Here is a 20,870-nt window from a genome sequence, read left to right as displayed (position 1 = left end):
ATCTGGTTAAATGAACGCTTTTCTTCTGACTGATTGGTTAAGCACTTTCCATTATGGCCTAAACGATACATCAAGAAAATGAAGTTTCAGCCTGATCCAGCTTTCAATTCCAAAATGGATACAACTAGATTTAGATCCTTCCCTTTACTAGCCGCCAGGATAATCCTTTCAATTCCAAAATGGATACAACTAGATCCGTGTGTGAACACCCGAAATATCAAATGTTTTTATTGTAGCAAAAACGGAAAAAGTCTATAAACCTCCGATCCTGCAAAAATCCATGGGAGGTTCACAGACTCTCTTTGTCATAAAGGAGTCACTGGACCATTTCGGGAAAATTGTACGCTAAGACATATAACCGGCCCCCTGTACGCTAAGGGATGGCCGGTTTGTTTCTTGTGCTTTATCGATTGCTTGCAGAACTTTTCAGCAGCACGATCTTTTCCCGTAATGGGCGCAGGTTGTTGAAGTCGACACGTTGTTTAAGATTCCAAACATAGTCGCCGGTCAGGGTAATGTGTTCCCATCCCAGCGGGGAGAGGTGTTGTAGGTACTCATCTGGAATCTCCGTGCCTTGTAATCTAAGCGTGTCAACTGCATCGGTCGCTTTTAAAGAAGGATTTTGGCACTTTGGTTAATACTCTGCCTGTTCGGGTTGCCAGCTCTTCGTATGTAACCCCCATGCCGAAGTTGTTTAGGAACTGCGTAATTGCTGAGAGACCGATTGTCTGCTTTCGCTTCCCTCTCCAACTCTTCTCTCAACTTTTTCCTGCGCGAACGCGAATAAGTGGTTTCTTGCTTAGAATCCAAAGGGACCTCCAAAACCGCCAAAGGGAAATCCTCCAAATGGGAACCCCCCGAAAGGAAATCCACCAAAGGGGAACCCTCCGAACGGAAAGCCAAATCCTCCGAAAGGAAATCGACCAAAGCCACCAAAGGGAAATCCAAATTGATCAGTATAAGCTGGATTTTGATACTCCTGAATCATCTCAAAAGTTGGAGAAGGAGCAAATGCGGGTTGAAGATACTCATTTTCCATGGATGATGTACCCCCTTTTAATTTTTCATCTTTATAATACTCCGAAGGCAAATAAAGGTGCCTAAAAATGGAAAAAAGGAATTAGACGTGATGTATTACCAACCATCATTGATTTCGATTAGTTGATGGACATAAATTGGAGTATTATTGTTTACGAAAAATTTAATGTACCAGAAACGTTCTCCCAGAACACACAAGAAAGCTACCCTTGATTTAATATTGGATAGCTTTTCCCATTTCTTGGGCAGATGACGGCGAAATTGACGGAGGTATTGTTCTCTGATTTGGCAAGCTCTCTGTAGCGGGCATAGCAAACAATAATGGTACTGAAAATACCTTTCAGTATTGTTTTATTCATTTCATTCTGTCCTTTACCCTGATGTTATCTTTTTATTTCAACAAAAAAGACTGCCGACCTGCTGCTTTTGTCAGCAGCTATCCATTTTCTCACATCCTTTTTGTTATTTCCTTCCCCGTTCGATGTTTTTGATCAGGAACGACTAAGAACAGCTTGAGCTATTTTCACAATGAGAACTGCTAGACAACTGTCCCAGAGATCCCGATTATGGCAATGGTGCTTAAGAATATGTTTCAATATCCTAGAGGCCTTTTTACTGTGTCGGTACGCTTTGTGCAACATATGGTAATCCAACATCATCGTTTTGTCATGACGTTCCGGATAGGGAAAACAGCCGTGACTCAAAACATCAAATAATCCCTTTGCTTCTCTGGAAGAGAGAAAAGGCTACACGATAACGATACATCATCTTCTTGATAGGATCGACACCTCTATATGAGGATTGAAAAAAGAAACTCCTCGAAAGTCATAAACTCATTCGATTTCGCATAACCATGGATTACACCTCTTTTAGATTAATGGGGGGGAAATATGAAAAACTTTATTATATTTGGAGCAAGTAAAGGATTAGGTGATGCTTTTGTGAAAGGGTTACCTGAAAAAGGTGACCGTGTATGGATCGTTTCCAGAAATCGCCCAGAGAGTTTAAAAATAAATGATGGGGTTCATAGATTTTGGATTGAAGCTGACTTATCCTTACAGACTGCAAGTGATAAAATTGCCAATGTGATCAAAGATGATACAATCGATGTATTAATATACAATGCTGGGATATGGGAAAAGGAAGGATTTCAAGATAACTATGACTTTGAGAAAGATGATCCAAAGGATATCGCGAACATTATCAATGTAAATACAACCTCTGCGATCATCTGTATTCAAAAGTTATTGCCAAATCTTAAAAAATCGGAAAATGCCAAGGTTTTTTTGATAGGCTCAACGTATGGACTTGAAAATATTCATAGTAAGCAAGTGGCATATGTAGCTTCGAAATTTGGATTGCGTGGTGTCGGTAATGCCTTGCGGGAGAATCTAAGGGAATATGGGATAGGCGTAACATGTATTAATCCCGGTAATATTGCAGCAGCGATGCCTTTCGAGGATGGATTGGAAAAAGCAATCTCCACTTACAACGGCACAAAAATCCCTGTTCAAGATATCGTTGCGTTGGTAAAATGTGTAGCTAATCTCTCTAAGGCATCATGTGTGAAAGAAATCAACATCCCAGCGATGTTTGATACTAATGTATAATAACTCACAAATGGATCGCATTATTCTGATGCTTTAAAATAACTGGACAGTCATTGTAGCCATACCTACGGTAATATATATCTAACCAAATACTTGATAACTCAATATTTATGGAATGCGAGCGAAAACCCCTTTAGCTTCAACTATGGGAAAATGCAAGTGAGAATTGGAGCTGTCTCAAAAGTTGCCAGGAGACAGCTCTTTTTTTGTAAAAGACTTTTGGAAAATGCAGTGGAGAAGGGAATGGCTGATTCTTCTATGGATTGCTCTGCATGAGAGGTAATTAGCGTATCCAAACAAATAAATAAAGCCGCCTCCATGGGCGGCCTGCCAGGATTCGTTTTCGGAACACTGGCATATGAGTCTGCCTGTTACGCTATTACTATTCTAAATAATATTCATTATTTTTGTCAAATATTATTATGTGTTAGAATGGATTGATTATATTAGACAATCGCCATTTTATTCCCAAAATTTCCGATCCAGTGTACGGTATTGGATCGCTTCGGCCACGTGCTCCATTTCGATCTTCTCCTTTCCGGCCAGATCTGCAATGGTACGGGCCACTTTTAAAATTCGGTCATGAGCACGGGCACTTAGTCCCAGGACATCAAATGACTGCTTCAACAAGTTGCGGGACTCTTTATCTAAACGGCAGTATTTTCGGATTTCTTGTGCGTTCATGGAACTGTTACATAAGGTAGCTGTATGGCGGAATCGTTCTGCTTGCATGCTGCGTGCCTGATTGACCCGGTTGCGGATATCTTTGGAAGATTCGCTGGAAATGGAAGAAGATAAAGTCTTATAGTCTACCCTTGGCACTTCGATATGTATATCCATCCGATCAAGCAATGGCCCTGAGATTTTGGATCGGTAACGCTGAACCTGTTTTGGAGTACAGGTACATGCACGATCTTCTTCGTAGCCAAAATAACCACAAGGACATGGATTCATGCTACAGATCAGCATAAAATCAGCTGGAAAAGACAAAACAGCACGAGCGCGGCCTAAAGTGACTTCTTGATCCTCCAGAGGTTGTCGTAAAACTTCCAAGGCAGACTTTGAGAATTCCGGTAACTCATCCAAAAATAAAACCCCACGATGCGCCAGGCTTACTTCGCCTGGCTTGGGAATGGAACCCCCACCGATTAAGCCAGCCTGTGAAATCGTGTGGTGAGGTGAACGAAAAGGACGCTCGGTGATTAAACGACCGCGATGGGTAATCAGTCCAGCAATACTACAGATCTTGGTAACTTCCAATGATTCTTGCATGCTCATGGACGGTAAAATGGTGGGGATTCTTCGGGCTAGCATGGTTTTGCCTGAACCCGGAGGACCGATCATCAGCAAATTATGGCCGCCCGCTGCCGCTACTTCCATCGCTCTCTTTACATGATGTTGCCCCTGGACATCTGAAAAATCCACTGTTAACAAAGGTTCGTCATTGAACTCCTTTTTTGGTATTTCTTGTGGAGTCCATTCTTTGCGAAAATATTGAATCGCTTCTTTCAGCGAAGAAATGGGAATCACCCGGATCCCATCAACCAATGCAGCTTCTTCGGCATTGTCCAAGGGGAGCATTACTTCTGTAAAGCCCAGTTCTTTGGCTGCCATCACCATTGACAATACTCCGTTCAGTGGGCGCAGGATCCCATCCAGAGAGAGTTCGCCGATAAACAGACATTTGTCTGCCTGTTCAACCGAAATTTGTCCACTCGCCATTAATACGCCAATCGCAATGGCTAAATCAAAGCCAGAACCCTCTTTTTTCACATCGGCGGGTGCCAGGTTGGTAGTAATTCGCTGTAGGGGAAATGAATTTTCACTGTTTTTGATCGCGGCCCTGACCCGTTCGCGAGCTTCACGGACAGCCGAGTCAGGTAGTCCGACAATGTCGAAAACAGGCAGACCATTACTGATATCGACTTCCACTTCGACAATAAATCCATCAATGCCCAGCACACTTGCACTGAATAACTTTGCGTACAACGCCATTCCTCCGAACAATGAATTTCCTTTAATTGTATATTTTCAGCAAAAGATGTTGAAAAACCTGCTTTTTTTATCAATGTTTGTCATTGGCAATAAAGAAAATGGTTTCCGTTTCTCTGGTCTGATTAGGCATAGCGCTTGTCAACCGTTTTATATATACCTGGTGAAAATCCCCTCAAAGTGCGATAAAACAAAGTTTCTTTGAATATTTCCTTACTTAAGAAAGGAAAATAATAGTGTCATATTAAGTAAGGAGGAAACTTGATGGATGGTTCAATGATTCAACAGGCACTTCAAGAATATAAAAAAGGAATTGGACAACTGGCACATCAATTACCTGAGGTCATTAGCAGTTATAATCAATTTACTGAAGCCTGTTTTTCTGAAGGTGCATTGAATAAGAAAACGAAGCATCTGATTGGTTTAGCACTTGGCGTATATACCAATGACGAGTATTGCATCATTTATCATACAAAAGGCGCTGTCGATCAAGGGGCTACGGATCAGGAAGTTCTTGAGGCGGCTGCAGTTTGTGGTGCTTTTGCTGGCGGATTGGCCATGTCACAGACGGTAACACTTGTTCAAGATGCATTGGCTGAGTTTAAAGGATATAAACATTAATCATTGACCTTTTTAAAGCGGGGGAAATGAAAAGAAGTTTCAGACGATGGGTATAATAAAGAAGCTAGACGGATCCATCTCCGCTAGCTTTTTTCTTTGAGTTACTTTATGGGCTTGGCCAAATTTTCTTCTACAACTCCGTCAATGGCTTTTCCGTTGTTTCCAGCCCAAAAGTATTCGCACCCCACCATGGCCGTTGGTTCCGGAACTCCAGCTAAAATCTTTGTCTTGCAACATTTTCATTTCACGATGGCCATAAATAGGATTTCAAGAATTTCGCAATCTTTTTCAAAACGATTGGACATTTCTTCTTTTCATTTAACAACCTTGTTCCCACCAACGATAAATGTTTTGAAACTGCTTATTCTTTAAGTCTTCCAAACGGATCCAATAATTTAAGCAGCCTGCATCTCCCCAGGACATTGTCGCCTGACTGTCATCAACGAGTTGCAGGAGTAACAGCCATTCTTCTTCGGTCCCGTTCTCTTTCCGTTCCCGATATGTCATATCAACTACTTCCCACCCATCCGGGTATCCTAAAATGCGATGGATATTTTGAGAAGACAGGAAACGAATTTGATTGAACAACTGTTCATATATCTCTTCTTGTTCTGGATAAACATCTCCCAAACGTTCTCTGCTTAATAGATTCCACAGGTGCATGTTTTCTGTTGGTGGGAGCATCCAGCCTGGCCGGAAATGAATGCGGCATTCGTTCAGACGGATGTCGTCGTATACATTCAAGATGTTTTTGTCTTCCTCTTCATTAGGGTTTGCCGTACGAACGAGGGTTTCTGCGGGTCCATCATAGTACCAGACTTTCCAGCCATCATCATGTCCATGATAATCATCCCAAAAATAGAGAATGCCATCAGCAGGAAAAAGATCAGGCTTTAATCTGTTCAAGTCTTTTAAGTTCAATTGGGCTACAAATAATAAAGGACGATCCCAAGTCTTGTCACCGACTTTTTCATGAATCCAGGGCCATTCAAAATCAGGTGGCAAATCGGGTCTTCCTCCAATTTTTGATGAGCCAGGCGGGAGAGATGCCGGTTCAACCAGTTCCAGTTCCAGGTTGATGGTGAAGCGAAGCAGTTTTTGTATTTCAGGTTTTAACTCAGGCAAAAGTTCACTTTCCTCGATAAGCCGGATCGCTTCCTGTTTCAAGATATGACCTCCCTGTTATGTATGTTTGCTATGGATGACAGATGGGAACAAATGTTTCTTATCCATTTCTATTATACAATCATCTATACAATCATCCAATAGAAATTGACCAACTTTTTTGGGAGAATGAAATGGCTTTAACCATTGCCTGCCTATCAGGCTGGACGATAATTTTTGGTGAGAAGTGAAGATATTTCCTATGATGACCGAATGATATGCGACAGAAAGATGGAAGTATCTTTATAGAAAAGATTGGCATTTTTCTTTGATAAATGATAGTTTATTAGAAAAAAAGGGAATAAATTGACTGAATGTATCGTTCCTCACCCGTTAATAAATGAATCATGATATTGTTATTGGTATTTTCCACCATTATTGCAGGATGATATTTAATATCGATTTGCTAGCGTTATTGTGTGCGATGACAACAGAAAATCTTGCTGCTATTTATAGATAGATTGGACAGGAGAGATCAATAACGGGATGATTTTTTCTTTATTCAAAAAATGGACAGGATAAGGAATGCGGTTTTTATAACGGCAAACCAGTGAGAGGGGACGGGGATGGAAAAGTGGTGAGCGATACAAGTTAACCAAAAACAGATGAGGTGAGGGGTATGTCGAGTGCCGCAAATTATCTGGTGGCTTTGGATGATGGGCATGGTTTGACGGATGATAAGGGAAATTTTAATCCGACACCAGGAAAACGGACTCCGAATATACCAGGAGTTGGAGTGATCTATGAGAATGAGTTTAACCGAAAAGTCGTTCAGTATTTGGATGAGGCATTAAAACGATGTGGATTTCGAACCGTTCTAACAGCTCCGGGTGATTATGATCATTCACTCGCTTCTCGCTGCAAACGCGCCAATGATGCCAATGCCGATATTTTCATTTCCTGCCACTATAATCATTCCGGTCAATCGCATCCAGGCAATCCAGGCGCACAAGGGGTGGAAACTTACTATTATCCAGAGGCGCGAAGTAAAAAATTGGCAGAAACGGTTCATAAATATGTACGTACCGGGACGCAACAGGTTGACCGTGGAGTCAAAGAATGGGGCGAATTATATGTTCTACGTAATACGAAAATGCCCGCCATATTGATAGAATTTGGTTTCATGGATGATGAGAAATGGGGTTACCGGGAAGCAAAATTGATGCGAGATGAAGGATTTCAACGGGAGTCAGCTGAGCAGACAGCCATGGGAGTTTGCGAGTATTTTGGAGTCAAATATGTACCACCGAGTAACCAACAACAACCTCAGCCAGTATATACCTATCAGATCCTGAAAAAAGTCGACGGAGAATGGAAAGAAGAAGTGTGGACCGCTTACCGCTCCATTCAGATGAAGACAGTTGAAAAGTTATTGGATGAGGGAGAAGAAGAGATTTTGATCAAGCGAGTAAAATAAATCATGGCCGGGACATCACCGGCTGTTTTTTTCAGAATAGTTGCCATTAAGATCGTAAATACGCCAAATTTATTCTCAATTTCCTGAAATATATTAACCCCCCAAGCCACCCCTCCGCATCGCAGGGGCTTATGCTCAAAAAATTCGGGATACCAAATTTTATTTTGACTTTATTGTGATAAAGCATCAAGGGAATGCTATAGGCATTTGGGTAAGTATACAAAAAGGCTTATCCCCTTTACACAGGGGCAAGCCTTCTTTTAAGCTAATTCCGACAAATTCAAATCTGACTCAAAATCTCGTCTTTTTTTATCTTTTTATCACTGCTTGCTGGTGAATAAAGTTCGAGCAAATACTGTTTTAAATGTTCTGTCCATTCCTCTTGATACCCATCGACTTTTCTTATTTTTTCCATGAACTGATCAATGGATTGATCACTTTCCATTTCTAGGTATTGTGGAATATAATCTGACTTTTCATATTGATAGGCTTGCCATATAGCGTAACATACTGCATCGATTATACAAAACAAGACGAACTCGGCTTGAGAATTTTCTTCTATTTCATCATATCCTTCAATCAAAATTAACCCATCATCTTCATCATCGAACCTCTCATGAAGTTCGTCTCCACTATGCTTCTTCTCTTCTACCCATTCCCAGCACATGTCCATCATTTTTCTTACTAGATGATACCATTCGTAATTTTCGATTTTATCCATGATTTTTTCTGTCAAGGTTAATAAATAAGCTACTTTGGCATCTGCATTTACATTTTGGTACCACTCCATAATCAATACCCCTTCATGATGATCATGTTCCCGAGCTCGGGAAGTATTGATGACAAAAATAAGGTTCCTTATCCAATTGTACGACTTTTGCTCGAACTTTTGAGAGGTCCGGTCGCGAATGGAAAAGGAACCCTTGTTGTTCAAAAGTAGCCCTGGTTCACAGGATGGCAGTGCAAAGCCTAAAAACGAATGGGAAGATGTTGAAGTCCACGCATCAGGAAGGTGGACTGCCATTTTAGTTCTTGACGTGTAACAGCCAACTCAAATGCTGGTATTCGCTGAAGCAGTGTTTGAATGGCAATTTGCCCTTCCAAGCGTGCCAAAGGGGCGCCCAGGCAGAAATGAATCCCATGTCCAAAAGCGATATGTTCATTTTTTTCACGGGTGATATCGAGCTTTTCAGGATGGGTAAATTTGGCTGGGTCCCGATTGGCTGAAGCAATCGAAATCAGGACAAGGTCCTGTTTTTTAATCGTTTTTCCGTGAAGCTGGATATCTTCGATGGCCCAGCGATTTGTGGCAAACTCCACTGGACTCATATAACGGAGAAACTCTTCAACGGCTAACGAAATGAAAGCAGGTTCTTTTTTCAGCTTTTCACATTGATCGGGATGCTGTAATAAGGAAAAGACACTGTTTCCAATGAGGTTTACGGTTGTTTCATGTCCAGCAATGATTAAAAGAAAGAGCATCGAGTATAACTCTTTTTCAGAGAGCTTTTCGTTTTCTGTTTCGGCTCGGATCAGCTCGGATGTCAGGTCATCTTGAGGATTTTGGCGGCGTTTTGTGATGAATGTTTGGAGGTAGGCATGGAAAGCACGAATTTCAGGCAACACCTGCTTCAGTCGCTCCGGTTGGTTAAAGGCATATATGACGGCATTGGACCACTGGCGAAATTGATTTCGGTCTTCTGTTGGAATACCCAATAACTCCGAGATCAGGATAATAGGGAGGGGAAAAGCATAATCCTGAATGATATCCATATGGCCCTGGGCTTCCACGGACTCTAAAAGTTGGTCAGCAATTTCTTGAATGCGGGGACGTAAATTTTCGATGATACGGGGGGTAAACGCTTTTTGAACCAGCGAGCGCAAACGGGTGTGATCAGGAGGGTCGCTGTTTAGCATATGTTCGATAAACAGGCGCATTTCTGGAAAAGGAAAGGCTTGTTGATACTGTTCGGCAGAAAAGACAGTTCGGGGATTTTTTTGTAAACGTTTGTCTTTTAACAGGGAGACAGCGTCATGATATCGACTGATAATCCAGGCTATATTTCCATTCGGCATCGTAATTTGATGAACCGGATCCTTTTCACGCAGTTCCTGATAAATTTCATAAGCATGTTCTTTGAAATCGGGTGAAAATGGATTGACGGGTTGCATCCTTTCATCCCCTTTGTGATAGGAATACTGTTAACCATTTTCCCTTGGGGCAGCTTGTTAAACATTTGTTTGATTTTGGCTGAACAGGAATCGATCTTATTTGCATTTTGGTGAATTTTACTTGTTCTGCACATTTTAGAAAATAATTATTATTTTTTAATAGTAAAAATATGCATTGACTGTTGTTTCAGTTTTATTTATGATCGATTTGAAAGAAAGAAAGCTTCATGCCATGCTGTCCGCTCATCATTTTTCCTGTCTGTTATGAATCTGGCTTTCTTTCATATACATACAAATATGTCCTTCAGTCATTCATTGGCTGGAGGGTTTTTTTATAGGGGGTTTTCATGATGATTTCTACGATCTATGAAGAGAGAAAAGGGGATTATCTGATCTCGACCGATCGTAGCCTGCTGGATCTTGATGTGATCCATCGCTATCTATCTCAGGAATCATATTGGGCCAAAGGGATTGCACGTGATCAGGTAGCCAGGATGATTGAACACTCTTCCCTTGTTTTTGGTTTATACTATCAGAACAGGCAGATCGGTTTTGCACGGGTCATGACAGATACGGTAAGGTTTGCTTATCTGGCCGATGTATTTGTGTTGCCCGAATTCCAAGGCAAAGGTTTGGGAAAATGGTTGGTAGAATTCATCGTTTCCCTGCCGGAAGTGCAAGTAAAGAAGTTTTTGCTGGCGACAAGAGATGCGCATTCATTGTATGCGAAATATGGATTTGAACCACTGAATCAACCGGAAAAGTTTATGAGAAAATTGGGCAAATAAAGGAGGAATTGCATTGACTCGGCATATATCAGATACCGTTACCTTATACAATGGTGTAAAGATGCCCTGGCTTGGTCTTGGAACCTATAAAGTAAAAGAAGAAAATGAAGTGAAACAGGCAGTAAAAACAGCGTTGGAACTGGGTTATCGCAGTATTGATACAGCAGCATTATATCAAAACGAGGAAAGTGTAGGAAAAGCGATGAAAGAATCAGGTATTCCACGTGAAGAGATTTTCCTGACCACAAAGGTTTGGAATACAGATCAAGGCTATGAAGAAACACTGCGTGCTTTTGAAGAAAGCCGTAAAAAACTGGATGTGGACTACATCGATTTATACTTGATTCACTGGCCAGTGAAGGAAAAATTTCCAGAAACCTGGCGTGCATTGGAGAAATTGTACCGAGACGGTTGGGTTCGGGCGATTGGCGTGAGCAATTTTCTGATTCATCATTTGGAAGACTTGAAAGCTGTTAGTGAGATGAAACCCATGGTGAACCAGGTCGAATTCCATCCATTACTCACCCAGAAAGAACTGTTAAGCTATTGTCGGAATGAAGGCATTCAGCTAGAAGCATGGAGTCCGCTAATGAGAGGGAATCAATTGGATCATCCGACGCTGGTGGAGTTAGCAGCCAAGTATCAAAAAACGCCCGCTCAAATTATTTTGCGTTGGGATCTGCAGCATCAGGTGGTGACCATTCCAAAATCAGTTCGTCCTGAGCGAATTGCTGAGAATGCGGATATTTTTGATTTCGAACTGGCACCGGAAGACATGGAGAAAATCGATCAGATGAATCAGGACCACCGCTTCGGCCAACATCCCGATCGATTCCGTTTTGACTGATGCTTAGCTACCTACTTAAATAGGTAGCTTAATCTGCTTGACAAAGTATCCGTTATATGCCGGTTTTCCTTTTCCGTTTCACTCCCGTTGCTTAAAAACGAGCAAGAAGTCGTTCAACTGGAAAAGGAAAACCGGGTTTGTCAACGATTTCAGCTACCTGCTTAAACAGGTAGCTTTTTCTATTCTTCTCATTGATATCGATCGTTTATCTTCCGAACTCTCTCATGATAAAATGATTGAGGTAGTTGACAGACCAAGTGGAGGGGTTCATCCGTGAAATTGGAAGAAGTGATTCGATATGCGCGAAAACTGGTACAGGAAGGTCTGGTAACAGGAACGACTGGAAATGTAAGCATCCGTCATCCGGAAAAGAATACGATGTGGATTACTCCTTCAGCTATTCCCTATGATCAGATGGAAGTCGCTGATTTACTGGAAGTAGATTTGGAAACCGGAAAGGTGATTACCGGATCACAGCGTCCGTCCTCCGAAACGCCGATGCATCGTTGGATTTATCTAGGGCGTTCAGATATTCAGGCGATTGTTCACACCCATTCGCCTTATGCCACCATGTTTGCTGCAGTCGGAAAAGCGATTCCTGCCGTTCATTATCTGGTAGCAGATATTGGGAATGAGGTTCCTGTAGCTCCTTATGCGATTTACGGTTCAGAAGAATTGGCTAGAAACGCCATGCAGGCATTGGAAAATGCCAATGGTGCATTGCTGGAACATCATGGTGTCATAGCTGTAGGAAAAACGATGGCAGATGCTTATCGGCGGGCGGAATTGATTGAGTATGTGGCACAAATTGCATTTGGAGCCAGTATACTGGGAGCTTCCAAATGCCTTTCTTCCGAACAGTTGGATGAAGTGCGATCAAAGTTTGGAAATTATTTTGCAACATCATAGATAGAACGTCATGAAATATTTCAATGATTTGCTATAATTTATCTTGTAAACTACTTAAATTAACCAGAAATTATGATAGAATATAAGAGTCATCCCTTTATTTTAGGAGTCGAGGAGAGGTTTGGATCTTCTGTATAAACCTTCTTTTTTTATGTGAAAAATTGGCCTCTGCCATATGAATGGCATCATGGCAACTTTTTTACTCAGTTTAGAGAGAAACTAGGAGTGAGCAGAGTGGGGAAGTTCTTCCGTGCAGGAGTCGCTTTATTAACGATTAGTTTACTGATGACTGGATGTCGAATTATACATAAATCAGAGGATCCAATGAGTAAAAAGGGACCGCAAGCAGAAGAGCAGCAACAGTTTGGTGCAGGAAATAGCCAGGAACAGAAAGTAAAACTGAATCCATTGCTCACCCAGGCAGAGTTTGAGAAATTGAAGAAGATCGAGAGAAGACATATTGTCTTTAATGGACCGAAACAAAAGAAACGGGTGGCACTCACATTTGATGATGGTCCAGATCCCAGATTTACGACCCAAATCCTGAATATATTGCGTGAAAATAATATTAAAGCGACCTTTTTTTTAATTGGAAAGAATGTCCAACGATTCCCGCATTTGGTTAAACAGGAAGTTGATGAAGGGCATGCTATTGGCAGTCATTCTTGGGAACACAAGGAACTGCCGAAATTGACACCTCAACAGCTTCATGAAGACTTGAAAAAAACGAAAGAAGAGATTAAAAAGGCATCCGGGAAAGATATTCTGTTTTTGCGGCCGCCTTATGGTGCGACAAAAGGAATTGAAGAAAAACTGAAAAAGGAAGGTTATGTGATTATAAACTGGGATGTGGATACAGTGGATTGGAAACCGGGGCGAACGCCACAGCAAATCGTGGATGTCATCCAGAAAGAAACACAACCAGGAAGCATTATTTTATTCCACGATGCAGGTGGTAACCGTAGTGCGACTGTATCCGTCCTGCCGCAAGTCATTCAACAGCTGAAAAGTAAAGGTTTTGAGTTTGTTACTGTAGACCAGCTTTTGGAAGTTCGAGCCTATCATAATTAAAAGGAAAGTCTCCATATTGTTGTGGAGACTTTTTTATTTTGGATCAAGGATGATATCATAGAAATGTTCATTTCCTGAAAATTGATGGAGCAAGAAAATAGGGAAGAAAGGAAAACGGCAAATGATCGGAAATAAACAACGGGAGATGGTTCAACGACTGGGAGCTCTTGTTCAACAAATGGAACAGCAAGGTGACACCAACCATCACTTGAAGCTGCTGGAGCTTATGCGAAAAGTGCATAAAAATGAATTCATTCTTGCTTTTTGCGGTCACTTTTCTGCAGGGAAATCAACCATGCTCAATGAGCTATATGGAGAGGATCTTTTACCAACCAGTCCGATTCCGACGAGTGCCAATATCGTCAAAATCCAGGCAGGTCCAGAACGGGTCACTTTATTCTTAAGTTCGGGAGAAAAATATACGTATGAAGGCAGTTATACAGAAAAAGAGCTGAAACAGTTGTGCAAAAACGGAGAAGAAGTAATTGCCGTTCATGTATTTAAAGATAAAAGCAATATCCCGGAAGGGGTCAGTTTTTTGGATACGCCCGGTATTGACTCAACCGATGATGCGCACCGCATGGCGACTGAGTCGGCATTGCATCTGGCAGATGTCATTTTTTACATGATGGATTATAACCACGTTCAATCAGAAGAAAATTATCTATTTATCAAAGAATTAACCCAACGGAATAAGTGTGTCTATCTGGTCATCAACCAGATTGACAAGCATCGGGAAGAAGAATTGCCATTTTCAGCTTATCAGGCAAGTGTGGAAGAATCTTTTCAAAACTGGAATCTGCAAGTAGAAGGCATTTTTTATACTTCTTTACGCAATCGCCAGCATTCGCAAAATCAATTGGACTCATTTAAACAGTTTATCCAACAGCTGATCGAACAGCGGCAAACACTTTTATTGGAAAGTGCCTATCATGAAGCAGAGTATTTGATTAAAGAACATCTGCGTTATATCGAAGAACGAGACAAACCACGGGTTAAAAAACTCCAGGCCCAGCTGGTTGATGAGACAGACCGATTAACGGATATCGAACAAAAATTGACCCATCTTAAGCAGCAACAAGAGCAAATCAAACAACAGAGAAATGAAATCGGGACAAAGTATAAAAAACAAATCGAATCCATTCTGCAGAATGCATACCTTATGCCTTATGAGGTACGAGAGCTTGCAGAGCAGTATCTGGAATCGATCCAACCACATTTTAAAGTGGGGTTCCTGTTTTCCAAAAGTAAAACCGAACAGGAAAAAGCGCGGCGGAAACAGGCCTTCTTTGATAAGCTGGCACAAATCGTCAAGACCCAGCTTGATACACATGTCAAACAGGCGATCCACACCTTTTTTAAGGAGCAGCAGCTGGATTCAGAAGAGGTAGCCGCTCAAATCTACCAATCCTCTATCTCTTTGTCACCGGGGATTTTGGAAGAGATGGTGAAAACGGGAGCGGGATTAAGCGGGAATTATCTTTTGCAATACTGTGAAGATCTGGCCAATGAATTGAAGAGAAGATATCGTCAGTGGAGCCAACAAATCTATGACATGTTTAAGGACAGATTGGAAGCCAGATATACTGCAGAGATTAGCCGATTGGGATCGTTGATCCAGCAGTGGGAAAGAGCACTCATAGCGGGTCAAGAGCTGATGAAACTCAAGCAGGATCAGGAAACTTATCACGAAAGTTTGGTAGCCTTTATAAATGGTGAACTGGAAGGGCCTGAGCTGGATCTGGAAACCTGGTTGACCGAAGAACAGATACAGCTTCGAAAGGATCAATGGATTTCCCGGTCATCTGTCTCCGCGATACCAGTGAAGGAAGAGGAGATGTTGAAAGAGGAGCCAGCCTCATCTTCCCAAGAGATATCTGAACAGATAAAAAGCATCCTGGATCGTGTAGATGCGGTGACGAAGCTGATCGATGGCGTGACAGGATTGGAGTCTGTTCGCAAGGAACTGATCACGAAAAGAAAACGTGTAGCGGATAGGCAATTTACGGTGGCATTATTTGGAGCATTTAGTGCAGGTAAGTCTTCCTTTGCCAATGCTTTGATCGGTGAAAGCATCCTGCCTGTTTCTCCAAATCCAACAACAGCGACGATTACTAAAGTGTGCCCACCTACCGAAAAGCACCATCATGGACAAGCGGTAGTCTATTTCAAATCAAGGGAAGCATTGCTTCAGGATTTGCAATATGTTTTTCAGTTGTTTCAACGAAAAGTGAACACCCTGGAAGAAGCGATTCGGACAATACCTGATCTGCTCCAAATATCAGAGCCAAACGCAAGACAGAAAATGAGCTTTGCTTTTTTGCGTGCAGTACGAAATGGATATCCGGCTGTACAGGAAAAATTGGGCTCAAGTGTTTCAGTGACCGTGGATGAGTGGTCCGAATATGTGGCCAATGAGGAGAAATCCTGTTTTGTTGAGTTGGCTGAGCTCTACTATGATTGTTTATGGACGCGATATGGGATAACCTTGGTTGATACACCGGGAGCGGATTCAATCAATGCCCGGCATACGGGAGTGGCTTTTGAATATATCCGGGATGCGGATGCGATTTTATATGTCACCTATTATAATCATGCTTTTTCTCGCGCAGATCGGGAGTTTTTAATCCAACTGGGGCGAGTCAAAGATACCTTTTCGATGGATAAAATGTTTTTCATTATGAATGCAGCGGATTTGGCCTCGTCTGAAGAAGAGCTGGAAGCCGTTCAGCAATATTTGAAAGAACAATTGTTGCAGTATGGAATTCGTCATCCAAGAATGTTTGCAGTCTCCAGTCTTCTTGCTTTGCGTGAGAAACAGGGGATATGGGCGGAAAAAAATTCAGGAATGGAGATGTTTGAGAAAGCATTTACTTCTTTTATCATGAGAGATTTGTTGTTGGTTTCTTTACGCCAATTGGTTGGGAATATCGAACGGGCGAAAACGATGCTTGCAAATTTCATTCGTTCGACTTTACAGAGTCATGAAGAAAAAGAGGCGAAGAAGAAGCAAGTGTCTCTTGAACAAGCCCAGGTATCCGATGTGATAAAAGAATGGAATGCAAGTGCTGTTGCGTATGCATTGGACAAAGAAATCGAAGAACTGCTTTATTATGTCAAACAGCGGGTCTTTTTGCGATATAATGATGTGTTCATTGAAATCTTCAATCCTGGCACATTGCGAGGAGATCTGGGGCAGATCAAGCAAAAACTCTATGATTGCCTTCTGGAATTGCTCGATTTTATTCGTCATGATGTGATGCAGGAATTGCGTGCAACTTCATTGCGCCTGGAAAAATGGTTGGATAAGAAGTTGATGGAACAGTTGGAACGAATGGTCGCAGCGTGTAAACAGATTAATGGAGAACTGCCATTTTCGGTCGAAATCGAGCATGGCTATACAACTCCAACCTTTTTGGAGCCATTTCCATCCCTTGATCTGTCCGCATTTAAAAAAGCGTTGTCCCACTTTAAAAATGCAAAATCCTTTTTTGAGAAAAATGAAAGAGCCAGTATGAGGGACGAAGTGAAAAAGATTTTGGAGCAGGAAGTTGAAAGCTATATCAAGGAGCAAAAGGAACGATTGTTCGCTCATTATCGTGAAGAATGGCAGGATGGACTAACAGCGGTCAAACAGAAAGTTTCTATGGACTGTCAAGATTATTATCAAAGCATGATGTATATTTTATCAGAGCAGATCGATGTCGCTCATTTGAAGCTAGTGGAAGCAAAGGTGAAAGAACAATACATTCATCTGGAAAAGGATCTGGATTCTTTGTAAGGATAAGCACCCTGCATGAGGGTGCTTCTATTTTTGGAAAGAAAAGAGGTATTTAATATTCATTGTGGAATAAAGGTATAGTAAATTGCCATTATCTTACATCGTTTGAAATGGAGGGTTTGTGTTGAAAAGATGCTCGTTGATCTGGTCAATGGTGGGAATGATTTCGCTGATGATTTTGGCACCAATGGCAGCTTATGGCGAAGTCCAGTCAATTCCTGCCTTATCACAATCCTTATTGGAAAACTTCATGCTGAAAAGCGAGCTAACAGTGCCTGTTGCTTATTATAAAGAAAAGGATGTACCATTGCCAAAAGATCATCAAGTTGCCGTAAAAATCGCACAAAAATTGGCACAAAAATTGAACATCCAGGTAAAACCGGATATCAATGATGCCAAATTCAGAGAAGTGGTTTATATGGCAGCATTGAATCTCGAACATTTGACTCCTTATCAACAAAAGACGATGGTAGCCTATGCGAAATATGTAGATGTATATGAAAACAAATGGAAAAATCAGCGGATTAGGGAATTGGAGAAAAAATGGCGTTTGGGAACCATCACTCCAGATGAAGAAGAAGAACTGCAAGGATTATTGCCAATCCCGGACAGTCCAAAACTGGCCGTTCCCAAATCTTACTCTCCAAAAGGAAAGATCCAGTCGCCTGACGTGATTGCAAACAATGGATATCATCGTTTTATGGCAAGGGAATATGCTTATAAATGGTGGAACAAGCGAAACAATGAAGAGTATGGCTACTACAGTCGAGCGAATGGTGGATGCTATGATTGCTGGGCCGATTGTACCAATTTTGCGTCACAGATTGTGAAAGTGGGCGGAATCAAGCAGGTCAGATCCGGTTCGACCGTTTGGTACTACTCGGATCAGAAGCCATCCATCTCCTGGGGAGTTGCAAACGGATTTTTCAGACATTTCAAGACAAGAGCCGAACTGGCAAATAAAGCAGAAGAGTTGGAGATTGGGGACATCATCAATGTAGACTTTGATGGGGATAAAGATATCGAGCACTCAGCAGCGATTACTAAAAAAGATAACATGGGCATCTATGTTACCTATCATTCCAATGACACAAAAGATCGTACCATTGCGGACTGGCTCATGTTGTTCAATGTTTATGGATGGAAAATGGGAAGCGTAAAGAATTAAGATAAAAAATCTAAAAAACCTGGGATCTTTCGAATGTGAAGATGCTGGATGTGGCTGTCAACAACCCTGGTATATAACGGTAAATTTGTCAACAAGCTAGATCCAGGATCTCTCAAATGTAAAGATTCCGGGTTTTTATTTATATTAATAAAGCTTTATTTTATATTTTGAATAAAAGAATGAACCTGACAGCAAAAGGGATCAAATTTTTGAGAGAGAAAGATTGAGTACAAAAAGAATAGAAAGCGGTTTCTTTTCGCTTGGATAGCGGTTTGGGATGATGATGATTTCATGCCCGCGTTTATTGGAAATATCCTTTTTTACAAATATAAATTTATATATTTATTGACTAATGTAAATTAATACCGATTGACTTTATTTTATTAATTAGTTATTTTATATATAAAGCTAATAAATGAATATTGACCCTGACATCATTCGATGAAGTAGAGGAGCGGCTTTTATCAGTATTCAAGTAGGAGATACAGAGAGATCGATGACTATTTGAAGAAAGGAAAAGTCGCCGAAGTTTGTCTTGCTTTCTCTGGGCGGGACAAGCTGGTGCTGTTTCCGAATAGGGGCAGGACTGTCACGATTACTGGGCAAGTAATCGTGGAGGGCTATTTCACGAAAGTATGGGGTACGGGTTTTTGAAACAAAAATACCGTCCTATATTTTCGGACGGTATTTTTTATTTTAGAAGTGAAGGTGAAAAGGATGGAAAAAACAAGTAACACACAATTACAGCGTAAACTAAAAGCGCGACACATGTCAATGATCGCCATTGGCGGAGCGATTGGTACCGGTTTGTTTTTGGCAAGCGGGAAAGTCATTCATGATGCTGGACCAGGTGGTGCATTACTCTCTTATATCGTGATTGGAATCATGGTTTACTTCTTAATGACGAGCCTCGGTGAGTTGACCACATTTATCCCTGTTTCAGGATCATTCAGTACGTATTCATCGAAGTTTGTTGATCCGGCTTTGGGATTTGCATTGGGATGGAACTATTGGTATAACTGGGCGATCACCTTGGCTGTTGATATTGCCACAGCTTCCATGCTCATGCAATATTGGTTCCCGCAAGTAAGTTCGATCGTCTGGAGCTCGATTTTTCTGGTTCTGCTATTCCTCCTGAACTATGTCTCTGTACGGGTTTATGGAGAGTCTGAATATTGGTTTTCCTTCATTAAAGTAGCAACCGTCATTATCTTTTTGATCGTCGGAGTATTAACCATTTTTGGAATCATGGGTAGCGAAGCGATTGGCTTTAAAAACTTTGCCTTGGATGGAGGTCCTTTCCACGGTGGGTTCTTTGCCATTCTGGGTGTGTTTATGATTGCCGGATTTTCCTTCCAGGGAACGGAGATTGTTGGTGTAGCTGCAGGTGAAAGTGAAAATCCGCGAGAAAATGTACCCAAATCGATCAGACAAGTGTTCTGGCGCATTCTTCTCTTTTACGTGTTGGCGATTTTTGTGATCGGGCTTTTGATTCCTTATACCGATCCCCGTTTGCTCAATGAAAGTGAGAGTGTGGCTTACAGTCCATTTACCCTGGTGTTTGAACGTGCAGGTCTTGCATTTGCAGCTTCTGTCATGAATGCGGTTATATTAACATCTGTGTTATCTGCTGGAAACTCTGGCATGTATGTGGCAACCCGGATGTTATGGAGCTTGGCTAAAGAAGGACAGGCGCCCAAAATTTTTGCGAAACTCAACCAACGGGGTGTACCGATTTTTGCTCTGCTTTTGACTGCTTTAGTAGGTGCCCTGACCTTCCTGTCATCTTTGTTTGGAGATAAAACCGTCTATACCTGGTTGATTAACGCTTCGGGATTGTCCGGATTTATTGCCTGGGTAGGGATTGCCATTAGCCATTATCGTTTCCGTAAAGCGTATGTGGCACAGGGCAGAGATTTGAATGATTTGCCGTATCGGGCAAAATGGTATCCATTTGGTCCCTTGTTTGCTTTTGCACTGTGTATGGTTATCATTCTGGGACAAAACATCGAAGCCATTCAACAGGGAAACTGGCTGGAAATGGCGGAAACGTATATTACATTACCTGTCTTCCTTGTGATCTGGTTAGGATATAAATGGGTGAAGAAAACGAAAGTGATTCCACTTCATGAAATCCAGTTTGATGAGTTGAAAAAGGAAGTAAAATAAAGCTAGAGAAGCCATCCGGAAAATGCGGGTGGCTTTTTTCTGTGATCAAGTGAAAAAACCTGTTTTTAAGCTATCTGAAAATATGTGTTTTCTCTCGCATTTCGGGATGGGTTCCTTTCGGAG

Annotated in this window: 16 protein-coding genes, 1 pseudogene and 1 riboswitch; of the genes and pseudogenes, 10 read left to right on the top strand and 7 right to left on the bottom strand. The window is 41.5% G+C overall.

From position 1 onward, the window contains the following. Positions 1-403: 403 nt before the first annotated feature. From BMZ78_RS13740 to BMZ78_RS13730, 3 genes and pseudogenes are all read right to left on the bottom strand, one after another. Positions 404-598 (bottom strand): annotated as a pseudogene (locus BMZ78_RS13740) (Tn3 family transposase); the annotation flags it as partial. An 11-nt stretch (positions 599-609) separates the two neighbouring features. Continuing rightward, positions 610-810 carry a hypothetical protein gene (locus tag BMZ78_RS13735; protein ID WP_093231011.1) on the bottom strand — a complete coding sequence of 67 codons (201 nt, stop codon included), beginning with the start codon at positions 808-810 and terminating at the stop codon, positions 610-612. Continuing rightward, on the bottom strand, positions 800-1,039 hold the full coding sequence (locus BMZ78_RS13730; protein WP_175482484.1) for a hypothetical protein: 240 nt from the start codon (positions 1,037-1,039) through the stop codon (positions 800-802). The genes BMZ78_RS13735 and BMZ78_RS13730 overlap by 11 nt, the downstream gene beginning before the upstream one ends. An 889-nt stretch (positions 1,040-1,928) precedes the next feature. Between BMZ78_RS13730 and BMZ78_RS13725 the strand changes: the two genes are divergently transcribed. Next, entirely contained in the window at positions 1,929-2,648 is a 720-nt protein-coding gene (locus BMZ78_RS13725) for an SDR family NAD(P)-dependent oxidoreductase (protein ID WP_093231010.1), read from the top strand. A 462-nt stretch (positions 2,649-3,110) separates the two neighbouring features. Here the strand turns inward: BMZ78_RS13725 and BMZ78_RS13720 are convergent, their stop codons facing one another. Beyond that, positions 3,111-4,637 carry a YifB family Mg chelatase-like AAA ATPase gene (locus tag BMZ78_RS13720; RefSeq protein WP_093231009.1) on the bottom strand — a complete coding sequence of 509 codons (1,527 nt, stop codon included), beginning with the start codon at positions 4,635-4,637 and terminating at the stop codon, positions 3,111-3,113. 267 nt (positions 4,638-4,904) lie between these two features. Here BMZ78_RS13720 and BMZ78_RS13715 point away from each other — a divergent pair, with 267 nt between their 5' ends. Beyond that, positions 4,905-5,261, top strand: coding sequence for a carboxymuconolactone decarboxylase family protein (locus BMZ78_RS13715; protein ID WP_093231008.1), 357 nt, complete (start codon positions 4,905-4,907; stop codon positions 5,259-5,261). Between the two features lie 318 nt (positions 5,262-5,579). Here BMZ78_RS13715 and BMZ78_RS13710 read toward each other — a convergent pair whose 3' ends face one another. Continuing rightward, a complete protein-coding gene (locus tag BMZ78_RS13710; RefSeq protein WP_175482483.1) occupies positions 5,580-6,428 on the bottom strand; it encodes a YwqG family protein in 849 nt (282 codons plus the stop codon). Positions 6,429-7,044: 616 nt separating this feature from the next. Between BMZ78_RS13710 and BMZ78_RS13705 the strand changes: the two genes are divergently transcribed. Next, on the top strand, positions 7,045-7,842 hold the full coding sequence (locus BMZ78_RS13705) for an N-acetylmuramoyl-L-alanine amidase family protein (protein WP_093231006.1): 798 nt from the start codon (positions 7,045-7,047) through the stop codon (positions 7,840-7,842). Positions 7,843-8,122: 280 nt separating this feature from the next. On the opposite strand, the gene BMZ78_RS13700 is transcribed toward BMZ78_RS13705, so the two are convergent. After that, on the bottom strand, positions 8,123-8,632 hold the full coding sequence (locus BMZ78_RS13700) for an Imm6 family immunity protein (RefSeq protein ID WP_175482482.1): 510 nt from the start codon (positions 8,630-8,632) through the stop codon (positions 8,123-8,125). A gap of 179 nt (positions 8,633-8,811) precedes the next feature. Continuing rightward, entirely contained in the window at positions 8,812-10,014 is a 1,203-nt protein-coding gene (locus tag BMZ78_RS13695; RefSeq protein WP_093231004.1) for a cytochrome P450 family protein, read from the bottom strand. Positions 10,015-10,361: 347 nt separating this feature from the next. Between BMZ78_RS13695 and BMZ78_RS13690 the strand changes: the two genes are divergently transcribed. The 7 genes from BMZ78_RS13690 to BMZ78_RS13655 all read left to right on the top strand — a co-directional run bounded on the left by BMZ78_RS13690 (position 10,362) and on the right by BMZ78_RS13655 (position 20,747). Further along, positions 10,362-10,802, top strand: a complete 441-nt coding sequence (locus BMZ78_RS13690; RefSeq protein ID WP_093231003.1) for a GNAT family N-acetyltransferase — start codon at positions 10,362-10,364, stop codon at positions 10,800-10,802. A 61-nt stretch (positions 10,803-10,863) separates the two neighbouring features. After that, positions 10,864-11,649, top strand: a complete 786-nt coding sequence (locus BMZ78_RS13685; RefSeq protein ID WP_093231018.1) for an aldo/keto reductase — start codon at positions 10,864-10,866, stop codon at positions 11,647-11,649. A 273-nt stretch (positions 11,650-11,922) separates the two neighbouring features. After that, positions 11,923-12,558 (top strand): class II aldolase/adducin family protein, encoded by a 636-nt coding sequence (locus tag BMZ78_RS13675; RefSeq protein WP_093231001.1) that lies wholly within the window; start codon positions 11,923-11,925, stop codon positions 12,556-12,558. Positions 12,559-12,792: 234 nt separating this feature from the next. Continuing rightward, on the top strand, positions 12,793-13,629 hold the full coding sequence (locus BMZ78_RS13670) for a polysaccharide deacetylase family protein (protein WP_245739863.1): 837 nt from the start codon (positions 12,793-12,795) through the stop codon (positions 13,627-13,629). A gap of 121 nt (positions 13,630-13,750) precedes the next feature. Then, entirely contained in the window at positions 13,751-17,410 is a 3,660-nt protein-coding gene (locus BMZ78_RS13665) for a dynamin family protein (protein WP_093231000.1), read from the top strand. A gap of 124 nt (positions 17,411-17,534) precedes the next feature. Then, positions 17,535-18,578: an amidase domain-containing protein gene (locus BMZ78_RS13660; RefSeq protein ID WP_139203330.1), complete on the top strand. Its 1,044-nt coding sequence runs from the start codon at positions 17,535-17,537 to the stop codon at positions 18,576-18,578. Positions 18,579-19,017: 439 nt separating this feature from the next. Then, positions 19,018-19,209: riboswitch (Lysine riboswitch) on the top strand. 86 nt (positions 19,210-19,295) lie between these two features. Next, positions 19,296-20,747 (top strand): amino acid permease, encoded by a 1,452-nt coding sequence (locus BMZ78_RS13655; RefSeq protein ID WP_093230998.1) that lies wholly within the window; start codon positions 19,296-19,298, stop codon positions 20,745-20,747. The last annotated feature ends 123 nt before the right edge of the window (positions 20,748-20,870 follow it).

This window comes from Thermoflavimicrobium dichotomicum, from assembly GCF_900114055.1.
GTDB lineage: Bacteria > Bacillota > Bacilli > Thermoactinomycetales > Thermoactinomycetaceae > Thermoflavimicrobium > Thermoflavimicrobium dichotomicum.
The sequence above is the reverse complement of the archived record's forward strand: the minus strand, read 5'-3'. Positions and strand labels throughout refer to the sequence as shown.